General features: G+C 33.8%; 11 protein-coding genes. 1 reads left to right on the top strand and 10 read right to left on the bottom strand.

Annotation, left to right across the window (positions count from 1 at the left end; all coding sequences use genetic code 11):
- Positions 1-227, top strand: a 227-nt coding sequence (locus tag ACTQ5K_RS06205; protein ID WP_441993789.1) for a transposase, incomplete at its 5' end; no start/stop codon positions are given.
- Between the two features lie 136 nt (positions 228-363).
- Here the strand turns inward: ACTQ5K_RS06205 and ACTQ5K_RS06200 are convergent.
- The 10 genes from ACTQ5K_RS06200 to ACTQ5K_RS06155 all read right to left on the bottom strand — a co-directional run bounded on the left by ACTQ5K_RS06200 (position 364) and on the right by ACTQ5K_RS06155 (position 14547).
- Entirely contained in the window at positions 364-663 is a 300-nt protein-coding gene (locus ACTQ5K_RS06200) for an ArsR/SmtB family transcription factor (protein ID WP_016205120.1), read from the bottom strand.
- Between the two features lie 174 nt (positions 664-837).
- A complete protein-coding gene (locus ACTQ5K_RS06195; RefSeq protein WP_016205121.1) occupies positions 838-1869 on the bottom strand; it encodes a flavin-containing monooxygenase in 1032 nt (343 codons plus the stop codon).
- A 126-nt stretch (positions 1870-1995) separates the two neighbouring features.
- Entirely contained in the window at positions 1996-3564 is a 1569-nt protein-coding gene (locus tag ACTQ5K_RS06190) for an IS1182 family transposase (RefSeq protein ID WP_016205122.1), read from the bottom strand.
- Between the two features lie 171 nt (positions 3565-3735).
- Positions 3736-4689, bottom strand: a complete 954-nt coding sequence (locus ACTQ5K_RS06185; protein WP_016205123.1) for a cation diffusion facilitator family transporter — start codon at positions 4687-4689, stop codon at positions 3736-3738.
- A 291-nt stretch (positions 4690-4980) separates the two neighbouring features.
- Positions 4981-5841 (bottom strand): copper resistance D family protein, encoded by an 861-nt coding sequence (locus ACTQ5K_RS06180; RefSeq protein WP_016205124.1) that lies wholly within the window; start codon positions 5839-5841, stop codon positions 4981-4983.
- Positions 5842-6072: 231 nt separating this feature from the next.
- The gene (locus ACTQ5K_RS06175; protein ID WP_016205126.1) at positions 6073-6672 is read right to left on the bottom strand and encodes a copper resistance CopC family protein; all 600 of its coding nucleotides are present in this window, start codon (positions 6670-6672) and stop codon (positions 6073-6075) included.
- Positions 6673-7108: 436 nt separating this feature from the next.
- A complete protein-coding gene (locus ACTQ5K_RS06170; RefSeq protein WP_016205127.1) occupies positions 7109-7639 on the bottom strand; it encodes a copper resistance CopC family protein in 531 nt (176 codons plus the stop codon).
- 343 nt (positions 7640-7982) lie between these two features.
- Positions 7983-8279, bottom strand: a complete 297-nt coding sequence (locus ACTQ5K_RS06165) for a hypothetical protein (RefSeq protein ID WP_016205128.1) — start codon at positions 8277-8279, stop codon at positions 7983-7985.
- 394 nt (positions 8280-8673) lie between these two features.
- Positions 8674-10242, bottom strand: a complete 1569-nt coding sequence (locus ACTQ5K_RS06160) for an IS1182 family transposase (RefSeq protein WP_016205122.1) — start codon at positions 10240-10242, stop codon at positions 8674-8676.
- Positions 10243-10437: 195 nt separating this feature from the next.
- Entirely contained in the window at positions 10438-14547 is a 4110-nt protein-coding gene (locus ACTQ5K_RS06155) for a PKD domain-containing protein (protein WP_016205129.1), read from the bottom strand.
- Positions 14548-14657: the final 110 nt, after the last annotated feature.

Raw genomic sequence — 14657 nt, 5'->3', positions numbered from 1 at the left:
TCATGGGATATTTAAAAGGTAAAAGTTCCTTGATGATCCATGATAGACACGCAAATTTAAAATATAATCATGGAAACCGAACGTTTTGGGCGAAAGGATATTACGTAAGTACGGTGGGATTAAACGAAAAAACAATTGCAAAGTATATTCGAGAGCAAGAAGCAGAAGACCGTTTGCGAGATAATATGAGCAAACGAGAATACGTCGATCCATTTAAAGAAAAGTAGGGAGAGTAAACGGTTGGCGGTCAATTTAGAGGTCCCTTTAGGGGCTTCGTTGGTAAAGTGCCCTTATAGGGCGAAATTAAAACCGCCGGTTCTACCGGCGGATACTTACTTTTTATTTATTTTAATAGCAACCTTTTTAACAAGATTGCTCTAAAAGTCGATTAATGGTAACAATTAATTTCTCATCGTCATGCCTATAAAAGTTCTCTGTACCTTTTTTGCACTCGATATAATTTATATTTTTCAAGTAGTTTATCTGGTTAGAAACCATTGAGTTAGACATTTTAAGTCGATCGGAAATTTGGTTAACCGTTAAGTCCTTTTTGTAAATTAAAGATAAGATTTTTATTCTTGTTGGATTGGTTAACACCTTGCATAGTTGAGAAACTCCTTTTATATTCTCATCCGATAACAAAGAGAGAACTTCTTTCCTCATCACTTCCCCCACCTTCTTTTCCTATACATAAATATATTCTTACATGAACAGATATGCATATATAAAGGATATCTGAAAAACATTTTCTTTGTCAATTAATTTATTTTTTATTGAGGACTCTACCCACTTTATCTTATACAAGTAAAGTCCATCCTCTTCCCTTAAACAACTTTTCTATTTTATTTTTGCAACTATATATTCTGCATCGTATCCAACTCCTTGAAGTAAAGCAGAACCACGTCTATGCTGCCACGGTAAACCTATAAAATATAGACCTTTAATATTGGTAACGCCTCGTTGATGAATTAGTTTTCCATCCTTATTGTATAAATCATCTATGTTCAGCCAAGGTAATGAATTTGTAAAACCAGTAGCCCAAATAATATTGTTAACTTCTAGTGATGATAAATCTTTAAATATTACTTTATCGCGATTTATAACCATTACTCTTTCTTTTAATTTCACCTTATTTCGTTTAATGGCATCTCTCAGTTCGAATCCAAATATAGGATCACCCTTTTTTTGGATGAACCCTCCCAATAAAGAATTCTTACTTGCACTTAAAATTCCCAATTTATCAAACCACCAGAAAATGCTTTTTTGTTTAAAAATTAATGGCAAGAATACTAATTTATTACTATGTGCCAAGTATGTTTCTTTTTCTTCGGATAGTTCAACTGCTATTTGAGCACCGCTATTTCCACCGCCTACAACTAAGACATTCCCATCCTTTAACTGCTGTGGATTTTTATACTGAGAAGAATGCACTTGATAAATCTCATTAGATAAATCACTGGAGAATGACGGTATCATAGGTGTTTGAAAGGGACCTGTGGCAATAACTAGATTACGTGTCGTGTACGTATCTCTATTTGTACATACTACAAATTCCTCTTCTTGTTTTGTTATACTTGTTACTACTGTTTGAAATTTAATAGGTAGTTCAAACTTTTTAACATATTGTTTCAAATAAGAAGCTACCTCATCTTTTGTAGGGAACCCATGCTTATCTCCTTCCATTGCAAAACCAGGTAGAGAACTATATATTCTAGGAGTAAATAAAATCAAGGAATCATATCTGGACTTCCAACTCTCCCCTATTTCTTTTCCTTTATCTAAAATAAGAAAATTCATACCCGTTTCTTTTAAATAATAACCCATGGAAATACCAGCCTGGCCCGCTCCAATAACTAGTGTGTCCAACATTGTATTTATCCCCCTTAATATATAACAAGAGGCTGGGACATAACTAGCCTCTAAAAAAGAGAAAAGTGAATTTGAGGTACTCAAATTCACTTTTCTCTTTTTTTTCGTGTTAATTCTTCTATTATCTTAGTTAATGGCAGTGAATTTTCTTAAATTCACTGCCATTAATGCGAGGCCCATTTCGTTTTCCACCTTCGATTTTCCTCGTACAGAAAATCGAGTGAAACGCAAATTAGCCTTCAAGAATCCAAAAACTGGTTCCACATCGGTTTTGCGTTTTCGATAGATGGCACTCGTTTTCTCTTCTGAAAGCTTCGCTCTCACATATTCTTTTTGCTGTTCCCATTTTTTGTTCACCATTAGTTTTCGATTGTTTCCTTCTTTTGCCTTGGTACATGATGAACGGAATGGGCATCCTGAACAGTCTTCGCACTCGTAGATTTTGAAACTCCTTTGGAAACCTGTAGCGTCGGTTCGGACAGAATGATATTGAAATTCTAAACGTTTCTGATTAGGGCACGTATATGTATCGGTTTCTTGATCATATACCCAGTTATCAGGATTAAATGTATTTTGTTTGTACTTTTTCTTTTGTTCCTTCAAAAACATGTTATATGTTATCAGTGCTTCTCGGTTTCTGTTTGAGAGAATATCACTAAAGTTTTGTTCACTACCATAACCTGCATCTGCAACAATATGTTTCGGTAACTCGAAATAATGTTGCTCTATCTCATCTAAAAATGGAATTAACGTACGTGTATCTGTTGGGTTTGGAAATAAACTATAAGCAAGCGCATATTGACCTTCCGTTGCGATTTGTACATTGTAACCAGCTTTCAATTGCCCGTTTTTCATATAATCATCTTTCATTCGCATAAATGTCGCATCTAGATCTGTTTTAGAATAGCTATTACGTGGTCCAAAGATTGTAAAATCCTGTTGGTACTTCCGTTTTCTCAAGACAAAATCAATCAACTGTTTACGCACTTGTTTCGGGTATTTTCGTTCACTTCGTAAGGCTTTTCGTTCAGTAACGTCTGAAGATTCTTCAATTTGTTTATCATATTCGGTCACTACTTCGTCTACTTTTTGAACCATTTGAGTGAGCTCTCCAAATGATAGCTGTTCATCACTTTCCCGTTCAATTTGGGGTATGATTTCGTTCTCAAGCAACTCATTGTACAACTGGTTTGACTTATCAATTAAACTCTGATGAAATTTCTCAATCGCTTTCTTCCAGACAAACGTAAATTTATTCGCATTCGCTTCAATCTTTGTACCATCGATAAATATCGCTTCTTGATCGATCAGTTTTTCTTCGATCAATTGGCAGCGAAATTGGATGAAACATTGACGAATTAAATCTTTTACTTCTGGTTGAACGCGAAATCGGTTAATTGTACGATAGCTTGGTTCATACCCTTGAGCTAACCACATCATACGGATACTGTCTTTTAATAGGGCCTCCATTTTACGCCCTGAAAAGACAGATTGAGTGTAGGCACATAGAATAATTTTAAGCATCATGCGTGGATGATAGGCAGGACAACCTTCATTTCGAAGAAATGGTTCAAACGCTTCTTGAGGGATACTTTCCACTAAATGATGGACATGGAAGGCAATATCATTATTTTGTAATTTTACTTCTAAATCTAAAGGTAAAACGATTTGATTCATGGTATAATCTTTAAACATAAGGATCCTTCTTTCTGATTAGATTTTGTTGTGGTGACTTTATTTTATCAGAAGTGATCCTTATTTTTCTTCAAAAAAGTAAATCAAAGCCTGTGAAATTTTACTATGAGTAAAATTTCACAGGCTTTTTCATTTCAGAGGAGGGTTATGTCCCAGCCTCTTCTTTTCTAATTAATGATGATGATGATCATGGGCTGGTTCACCTTTTGCTTCACAAAGGATTGAATTTTCATGGTTATGTGCTAAAGTTTCCATTTGGATGGTTACATGAGTAATCCCCTTGTGTTCAAGTGCATGTTCTATTTTCCGAAGAATATTTTCACCTTCGGCGATAGTTAATTGCTTATCAACGACAGCATGGCAAGACATTGCATTCAAACCACTTGTGATGGACCATATGTGTAGGTCGTGAATAGAGTGTATTCCTGGTGTTTTACTAACTGTGGTAATAATGTCCTCTACGTCTACATTTGAAGGAGTTCCTTCCATAAGAACGTGAATAGCATCTTTGGTTACATAGTAACCACTTCTTAAAATAAGAGCAGCTACTAATACACTTGCCAATGGATCTGCCCAACCCCATCCAAAAAACATGATAAGCAATGCAGCTATTATGGCACCAACTGAACCAAGCATATCACTAATAACATGTAAAAAGGCACCACGCATATTTAAATTGTTTTCTGTATCTCCATTTCGCATCATAATCCAAGCTACCAATATGTTAACAAGTAAACCAATAATACTAATATAAAGCATACCTGTTGTTGCTACCTCTGGTGGATTGGCAAAACGGTTAATTGCCTCATAAAAGATATAAAGAGAAATAAGTATTAGAGTAACTCCATTTATAACAGCTGCTATTATTTCAAAACGTTTATACCCAAAGGTTTTACTATGACTAGCTGCTCGCTCCCCTAATTTAAATGCTATGAGTGCAATCAACAATGAAATGGAATCACTTAACATATGTCCTGCATCGGATAGAAGCGCAAGACTATTTGTAACAACTCCTCCTATTGCTTCAATTACCATGTAACTCGTAATAATAATAAAAGAAATGAAAAGCACCTTTTTGTTTGATCCACCTGTATGATTATGACTATGACTATGATCATGCCCCATTATAATAATACCTCCTTAATAAAACATCTGATTATATACTACCCCAATAAAATAAATGAATGTATTTTAGCGCACACTCTTGAAACTAAAAGATGTTATATATTCTTCTTATTACAATATATGAACATATATTCATATAATTATTATATACTCGTCTTTATTAAAAGTCAAAAAAATTCTATAATATGTAAAATCTAAATTAAAAAAGGGAAATAATCCATAAGATAAAAAAGATCAATTCATTAATTGAATTGATCGAAGGAAATAGGAACTTTTCTTCCAATTAAGTTTTTATTCCATGCTAAGCATTAATGAAATATACAAACTAATAACGGACAGGAGACACATACAGAACGATAAAATCACATGCCTTTTATTTATAAAGGAAAGTACTAATAAAACCAAAAAAAGTAAAGCAAATATTAACAGTATGATACTGTTTAAATGAATGCTTATTTGCACCTGTATATCAGGTACAACATCTCCTCTAAAAAAGAGTGAAGTCATTTTGGAAATAGTTTCATTTGTAATAGCTGTTTCTTTTGGCGGTGATTGTTGACCTAATGCCGCTGTTGCAGAAAAAATCAACAATATAACAATACTTTCTACCTTTACCCATGACCTCGGCTTAAATTTTATATCTTTTTTTAATTTGTTTCTAATAAGAACTCCATTGATCATTGCATAGACAAGTAAAGGAATAATCAAAAGATGTTTCAATAATAATGCTTGCCCATAAGGTATCATCCATGAATTAAAGTAGCTTTCATAGTCAACAACAAGGTCCATTAATAAAAAACCAGATATTATTGTCAAACCTAAACAAAAGATAGCAGTTGGTGTAAACCAACTTAAAAATGGAAGCCAATTAGATTCGCCTTTGGAAAACCAACTAACTACAAGAATTACACCAACCCAAACACTGACTGCTGTAAAATGGACAGTATCACTAAAAAATCCTTTAATCGGACTTATTGAACTAGCATGACTTGACCAACCCATGGAACATATTAAGATAAAGGTAAGCAATATCCCTATAAAGTTGTGCGACTTCTTTTCATTATCAGAATGTAACAAAAAGAAGAAGAATATAATAGAGACAATAAAACAAAAGAACCAGGATTTCCCTGTTTCAAAAGTTAATAAAACCAAAGGTAAAGCCTCTAAGAACCCACGTAATGAACTTAAGTACAAGATGAGTTGCAAAACGGGTATAAATGAAAATATTACTATCCCCCCGAGGGAGAATAGTAATATTTTTTTAGGTACATGCACCACTGGTCGGTGCTTATTAGGTACAAGATCGAGAATAAAGCTCCCCATTAGCATGGCATAACAAACATATAACAAAGCTTGAGTAAGAGTACCTATAATCACCATTTTTTATTTCTTCCTTTTTATAATGAAGGCCGCAGCTATGATAAGAAGGATAATTCCTACTAAGATTATTATTGCAGGAATTAAAACAGTGGAAGGGTCTGAATTTCTCTTTTCATAAGCAGCATGTTCCTCAGGAGTCATGGAGGAATGATCCACTTCTTCCTGTGATTCGTCTTGTGTGGATTCCTCCGTTACAGATTCATCTGTTGCTTTTTCCTCCGTTACACCAGTATTTTCTTCTTCTGTAACAGGCGAATCAACTATAAATGAATATTCCCCTTCTATAACATGCCCGTCTACTCCAATAATTTGCCATGTTACATCATAGTTATCATTCTCCAAAGGTGAAGACAACCTTCCAGTCATTTGGTCATCTGATAACTCAATATTTTGAACGGAAATTTCCTTTCCGGCTGAATTCACAAGAGTAAATGTACTTCCCTGTTCAATTTTCGTCTCAAATGTGAGTGTTAATTGATTAAATTCTTCCTTTACTGTCTCCCCATTTTCTGGTGAAGAACTTTTTAAACCTGTATGTGCAAAAGCATTATTTGCATTTAGAAAAAACAATCCTACTAAAAGTAAAGAAATGACTTTCTTCATCGTAACCCCCTATGAATTTATATTATATTTGTAGAAAAAACATTAACACTATTTTAGTAGTGCTATCATTATTATACATAAATTAAAATTTATTAAATGTGTCTATTTATTGAAGTTTTATTTTTACATATGAATTATATACGGACATACGTTTTACGAGCCTGAAAAATTCGAATCATTCTTATTATGATACACTAGTAGATCACCACTTGATGCCTCACCCTTCGGGTCCTTAAATACAATAAAGAAATAATGAAAGTTATATGTAAATAAGGATGCAGGTAAAAAAGGGAACTTCTGACTGGACAGAAGTTCCCTTTTTTACCTGCATCTTCTATATAAACACATAACATACTTTAACTTTTGATTTAATTCTTTATATTGAAAAGTAAGTAATTTAAGTACTGACAAAAACCAATATTTAAAGTGCGTTTTGTTAAAGTTCTTTCCTTATTAACCATATAACCACAATTGCAAAGATAAGAAATAGCCCCATTAATGTTACTAAGATGTTTTTGTCATCTGTATTTTCACTTATACCATCATTATTATTTTGGACTTGGCTTTTTTCCTCTTCATTAGTGATTTGCTGAGTTGTATTTTTTTCTCCCTCTTTTTGTTCTATTTGTACAAGAAAGTTAATTTCACCTCTTATTGGATGACCATCTTTCCCGACAATATACCATTCAATCTTATACGAGCCATTGTCTAAAGGTTCTGTTAAGGTTCCAATCATTTTTTTGCTTTTAACTTCAATATCAATAAACGAAATTTCGGTTCCATCCTTCAAAAGTTTCATTGTGCTTATTTCGTTTATAGTTGTATTAAAATAAAGGTTAATTTGATTGAATTCCTCGGTTAATATTTCTCCTTCTTTTGGATTAGATGATACAATGCCTGAATGAGCACTAACAATTGAAGGTGATATCATTAATATACATAAAACGAAAAACAGAAATTTTTTCACGATATATATTCTCCTTTCTGCATTCTTAATATGTTCATATGTATTATCTAAGGAAATGTGACAAATACATTAACTAATGAAACCCAATCATTATATTTTTTATTTTGTGGAAGTATACCCAGATCCAAAAAGTAAAGTAGCTGCTATTCGTAGGTTTGTGAAGAAATTCACTTAAACTATCCTGCCCCTATAGCGACAAAAGAAGCATCTTATTTATTATAGGAATGTAGCACGATCTTTCTAAAGAATTTTTCATTAGGTTTTATTGATAAATGTTAAAAACACCACTAGAGCAAAAATAATAAACTTAGGGAAACACTATTTAGGACTTGCTACTCAAGATTTATTCTAAGAATGGTTTAATTAATTCCTGAATTTCGTCGTCATCCAATCTCTCGGACATTTCTTCGAAGAACTCTCCAACCGGTAATAATTCCACTGAAAAATCCTTATATAGCTCTTTAGAAACATGCTTTAAAACTTTATAGTACTCTGCAGCTAGTTGATATAAATCATTCTCTTTGGTATCCCTTTCTGGTAGTAACCTATTAAATATATATAACCTTTCAATAGTCATCTCATAGTTATTTAGCAGGGCAGTTATTGGGTCTGGAATTGAAAGTGTTTTTATTTCAGTCATGTATATCCTCCTTCGCATATATCTACATAATTTCTAAAAAGCGAAATTTTCATTATAAATCTGATTTACTAGCCATATGGATTACATCATCTTCTGTTAAATTTAGTAAGTTCATTCAAATATTCACCAAAAAATATGTAAATCCTTCTTTAACTATCCTGCCCCGTTAGTTCTAGAAGAACTGGCAAGATTACGATGAATACTATTCGTTTTTAAATAACTTTATTGTTTATTAAACAACTATATAGTTGTTTAAAGGGACATTATTATTCGTGAACACCAATATAAATAAAAAAGAGGCTGGGACATAACTAGCCTCTAAAAAAGAGAAAAGTGAATTTGAGGTACTCAAATTCACTTTTCTCTTTTTTTTCGTGTTAATTCTTCTATTATCTTAGTTAATGGCAGTGAATTTTCTTAAATTCACTGCCATTAATGCGAGGCCCATTTCGTTTTCCACCTTCGATTTTCCTCGTACAGAAAATCGAGTGAAACGCAAATTAGCCTTCAAGAATCCAAAAACTGGTTCCACATCGGTTTTGCGTTTTCGATAGATGGCACTCGTTTTCTCTTCTGAAAGCTTCGCTCTCACATATTCTTTTTGCTGTTCCCATTTTTTGTTCACCATTAGTTTTCGATTGTTTCCTTCTTTTGCCTTGGTACATGATGAACGGAATGGGCATCCTGAACAGTCTTCGCACTCGTAGATTTTGAAACTCCTTTGGAAACCTGTAGCGTCGGTTCGGACAGAATGATATTGAAATTCTAAACGTTTCTGATTAGGGCACGTATATGTATCGGTTTCTTGATCATATACCCAGTTATCAGGATTAAATGTATTTTGTTTGTACTTTTTCTTTTGTTCCTTCAAAAACATGTTATATGTTATCAGTGCTTCTCGGTTTCTGTTTGAGAGAATATCACTAAAGTTTTGTTCACTACCATAACCTGCATCTGCAACAATATGTTTCGGTAACTCGAAATAATGTTGCTCTATCTCATCTAAAAATGGAATTAACGTACGTGTATCTGTTGGGTTTGGAAATAAACTATAAGCAAGCGCATATTGACCTTCCGTTGCGATTTGTACATTGTAACCAGCTTTCAATTGCCCGTTTTTCATATAATCATCTTTCATTCGCATAAATGTCGCATCTAGATCTGTTTTAGAATAGCTATTACGTGGTCCAAAGATTGTAAAATCCTGTTGGTACTTCCGTTTTCTCAAGACAAAATCAATCAACTGTTTACGCACTTGTTTCGGGTATTTTCGTTCACTTCGTAAGGCTTTTCGTTCAGTAACGTCTGAAGATTCTTCAATTTGTTTATCATATTCGGTCACTACTTCGTCTACTTTTTGAACCATTTGAGTGAGCTCTCCAAATGATAGCTGTTCATCACTTTCCCGTTCAATTTGGGGTATGATTTCGTTCTCAAGCAACTCATTGTACAACTGGTTTGACTTATCAATTAAACTCTGATGAAATTTCTCAATCGCTTTCTTCCAGACAAACGTAAATTTATTCGCATTCGCTTCAATCTTTGTACCATCGATAAATATCGCTTCTTGATCGATCAGTTTTTCTTCGATCAATTGGCAGCGAAATTGGATGAAACATTGACGAATTAAATCTTTTACTTCTGGTTGAACGCGAAATCGGTTAATTGTACGATAGCTTGGTTCATACCCTTGAGCTAACCACATCATACGGATACTGTCTTTTAATAGGGCCTCCATTTTACGCCCTGAAAAGACAGATTGAGTGTAGGCACATAGAATAATTTTAAGCATCATGCGTGGATGATAGGCAGGACAACCTTCATTTCGAAGAAATGGTTCAAACGCTTCTTGAGGGATACTTTCCACTAAATGATGGACATGGAAGGCAATATCATTATTTTGTAATTTTACTTCTAAATCTAAAGGTAAAACGATTTGATTCATGGTATAATCTTTAAACATAAGGATCCTTCTTTCTGATTAGATTTTGTTGTGGTGACTTTATTTTATCAGAAGTGATCCTTATTTTTCTTCAAAAAAGTAAATCAAAGCCTGTGAAATTTTACTATGAGTAAAATTTCACAGGCTTTTTCATTTCAGAGGAGGGTTATGTCCCAGCCTCATTATGACAAGCCATACTATAATTGACCACATTAATTAAAATTTGCGATGATATCTAGATGAGTTAAATGCGTTATCAATTATATTTATTTTAACGGTATCCTTTTTAATTACTCCATTCTTATACTTTACTTCAAATTCAAATTTAGCTTCTCCTACTTTCAACATAGTTGGATAGTACTGATGTTTTTCTTCATAAAGCGAACCATTATACAATATATTAGTTACTTTATTTAAATCAACAGGAGAGGTAGTATTTTTGTTATCCATTTGAACCGCGGATAAAGTACTCTTTACATAAATAGTTTCATAAGGTGAAGTATCTGCTTCAAGTAAAAACTTTTCACCACTAAAAAATTTATCTAGTGTATTTCCAAGTTTCTCATGCTTTTTCTTCCAATCGGCTGTATGATTTACATGTCCTTTTATGATTAGTGGTTTAGCATAAAAGGATATATCTACAGTCGTTTTATCATGGCCATCATCCACTTCGGTAGTAAAATCATAATTCCCTACGTCTGGAACAAAAACATAACAAACCTCTTCACCAGAGTTAATATTTGATTTTGTTAAAACGGTTTGTTTATTCCCATAATCCTTTTCTAAAAATAATTTAACTGTCATTGGTTGTTTATCTAAATCAATTACTTTTATACAAACATTTACGGTATCACCTTCATATACATCCTTTGGTGTATATGTAAGAGTAACTTGTGGTGGTCTATTGGTAATCTTTAGAGTTTTCTCTTTTGTACCTGTAGCTCCATCATCATCTGTAACAGTTAATTTTATTTTATAATCTCCCACCTTAGTGAAAATATTTTTAGGATTTTTTTCAGTCGAGAATTTGGTCCAAGTCGTTTTATTTGGTTCCTGATATTCCCATATATTTGTTAATGGATCACCGTCTGTATCAAATGACTTGTTAGTGAAAGAGACAGTGGTATCATTATAAATGGTTGTTGGGTTCCAAGTAAAATCCGCAACAGGAGCTCGATTTTTAACAGTAACATTTTTAGTCACGTTGTGACTAGCTTCTCCGTCTGAAACCGTTAATCGGACTTTCCAAACCCCTTTCTTATTTAAAGTGTAAGAAGGGTCCTTAGAAGTAGAAATAGTACTCCAGGTAGATTCATTTGGCTTCTGAGCTTCCCACTTATACGTTAAAGAATCTTTATCAGCATCGGTAGACTTATTAGTAAAAGAAACGGACGTATCATTATAGATGGTACTAGGATTCCAAGTGAAATCTGCTACAGGTATCCTGTTTTGAACAGTAATGTTTTTAATCACATTATGACTAGCTTCTCCGTCTGAAACTGTTAATCGGACTTTCCAAACCCCTTTCTTATTTAAAGTGTAAGAAGGGTCCTTAGAAGTAGAAATAGTACTCCAGGTAGATTCATTTGGCTTCTGAGCTTCCCATTTAAACGTTAGAGAATCTTTATCAGCATCCGTAGATTTATTAGTAAAAGAAACGGACGTATCATTATAGATAGTACTAGGACTCCAAGTGAAATCTGCTACAGGTATCCTGTTTTGAACGGTAATGTTTTTAGTCACATTATGACTAGCTTCTCCGTCTGAAACCGTTAATCGGACTTTCCAAACCCCTTTCTTATTTAAAGTGTAAGAAGGGTCCTTAGAAGAAGAGATGGTACTCCAAGTAGACTCATTTGGCTTCTGAGCTTCCCATTTAAACGTTAGAGAATCTTTATCAGCATCCGTAGATTTATTAGTAAAAGAAACGGACGTATCATTATAGATGGTACTAGGATTCCATATAAAGTCAGCAACCGGAGTTCTATTCTGCACAGTAACATTTTTAGTTACGTTGTGACTAGCTTCCCCATCTGAGACAGTTAAACGAACTTTCCAAACGCCCTTTTTATTTAGAGTATAAGAAGGTTCTTTTGAAGTGGAAATGCTACTCCAAGTAGTCTCATTAGGTTTCTGAGTTTCCCACTTATACCTTAGAGAGTCACCGTCAGCATCTGAAGATTTATTACTGAAGGAAACAGAAGTATCATTGTAAATGGTACTAGGACTCCAGGTGAAATCAGCATTCGGCGCTCTGTTTTTTACAATAATATTTTTAGTCACATTATTGCTTGCTTCCCCATCGGAAACAGTTAGACGAACTTTCCAAATCCCCTTTTTATTTAGGGTATAAGAGGGATTTTTAGAAGTCGAAATCGTACTCCAATTAGTGTCATCAGGCTTTTGAGTTTCCCACTTATACGTTAGAGAGTCACCGTCAGCATCTGAAGATTTATTACTGAAGGAAACAGAAGTATCATTGTAAATGGTACTAGGACTCCAAGAAAAATCGGCAGCTGGTGCTCTATTCTGTACAGTAATATTTTTAGTTACATTATGGCTGGCCTCTCCATCTGAGACAGTTAAACGAACTTTCCAAACGCCCTTTTTATTCAAAGTATAAGGAGGGTCTTTAGAAGTAGAAAATGTACTCCAGGTAGTCTCATTAGGCTTTTGAGTTTCCCACTTATACGTTAATGAGTCACCGTCGACATCTGAAGATTTATTACTGAAAGAAACAGAAGTATCATTGTAAATGGTACTAGGATTCCAAGTGAAATCAGCTATTGGAGGTCTATTAATAACATATAAGGCATGACCGACAACACTTTCATCTTCTCCATCAGAAACAGTGAGTTTAAAGGTGTAGTCTCCCTTTCCTATAGTGAAACTTGACGGCGTTTTTGCAGTAGACACAGTCACATAATTACTATCTGCGCTGCCATATGGTTTTCTTTCCCAGCGATATGTTAAAGAATCTCCGTCAGGATCTGAAGAACTATTAACCATCTTGATTGGTGTATCATTATAAATAGTATTGGAAGGATCCCATTCCCATTTTGCAACAGGAGGCCTGTTATTTACATATAAAGCATGTCCAGCTTCTGCCTCTTCTTTTCCATCAGAAACTACTAATTTAAAGGTATACTTTCCTTTTGCAATCTTAAAGCTAGATGGCGTTTTAGCAGTTGATATTTGAACATAATTACTATCAGCTGATCCATATGGTTTCCTGTACCATTTGTAAGTTAAAGGGTCGCCATCGGGATCAGACGAATTGTTTATCATTTTGACAGTTGTATCATTATAGACGTTATTGGAAGGATCCCATTCCCATTTTGCAATAGGAGGTCTATTTGGTTGAAATGATAATTTAGCTTGATCTCCTTTAAAAGTAAAATATGCGGTATTTGCCCATTTGGTTTTATTACTATCATGTGGACTTCTAACTCCATACCAAACAGCTGTTTGTGATTCTTCAAAATCGACTTTTGTATAAGTTTTCCCTTGAGTGAAGTATCTGTTATTACCTAATTCATCAATGACAGAGGGTGCACTTTCTCTGGGCGTTTTCCTTCGTAATACACCTTCTGCATTCATTTCTAAGGTATTAGTATTGGTACCACTTGAAAGCGATAACTTTCCTCCCTCATATGCTTTATTACTAAATTCGAAAGGAAGAATAAGTGGCGTATACACAATTTGATTTTGCACTTTTTTAACGATAAATAAATCCCAATTAGCTTTTTCTTTTTTATTGAAAAGCTCTTCTAAGGGTAAATAAGCATTAAAACTTACATCTTGATATTTCATATTGCAATCATCGTTCCATCTATTTGTTGCACTAGATGGACATTGGTTCCATATGCCAGCCCCTTGATTATTATATTCTAGATCCTCAGTTGCATCTAAACTTCCTTGAACTGTTTTATAAATTTTTACTGTGCCGATACCACTATCACCAGATGATTTTCTAGCAACTATATACGTATCTTGGTTAGAAGAGGTATGTTCACGATGTCCAAATAATACTGACCAACCCGAAAATCTAATATATTTTTGACTACCTTTCCCAAAATTTTTTGTTGTAACTTGATAACCATTTGTAACAAACTTGTCTGAATATACATCGTAAACTATTTTTCTTCCACTAGTCATAGTGAAATCTTTTGATCCCATTAGGTTATTCCAATTATTCTTAACCGTTGATGAAACATTATATATATCTTCATCACCAGTACTTGCGTGAGCATGATGCTCTTGAATAAAAAGTAAAAATAAAAAAAATAAAATAGGAATCAGAAAAAAAATCTTTGCATTTCTCATTTAAATCCCGCTTTCTATTCTTTGTAAAAAAATTAACATTTCACCTCCTAATAATAAAAAACGACCCAAAACTAAAGCAGTTTATTAAACTACTTCGTCTTGGGTCGTTC

Origin of the sequence: Niallia sp. Sow4_A1, from assembly GCF_052116745.1 — a bacterium.
In the GTDB taxonomy this organism is placed as follows: Bacteria; Bacillota; Bacilli; order Bacillales; family Cytobacillaceae; genus Niallia; species Niallia hominis.
The sequence above is the reverse complement of the archived record's forward strand: the minus strand, read 5'-3'. Positions and strand labels throughout refer to the sequence as shown.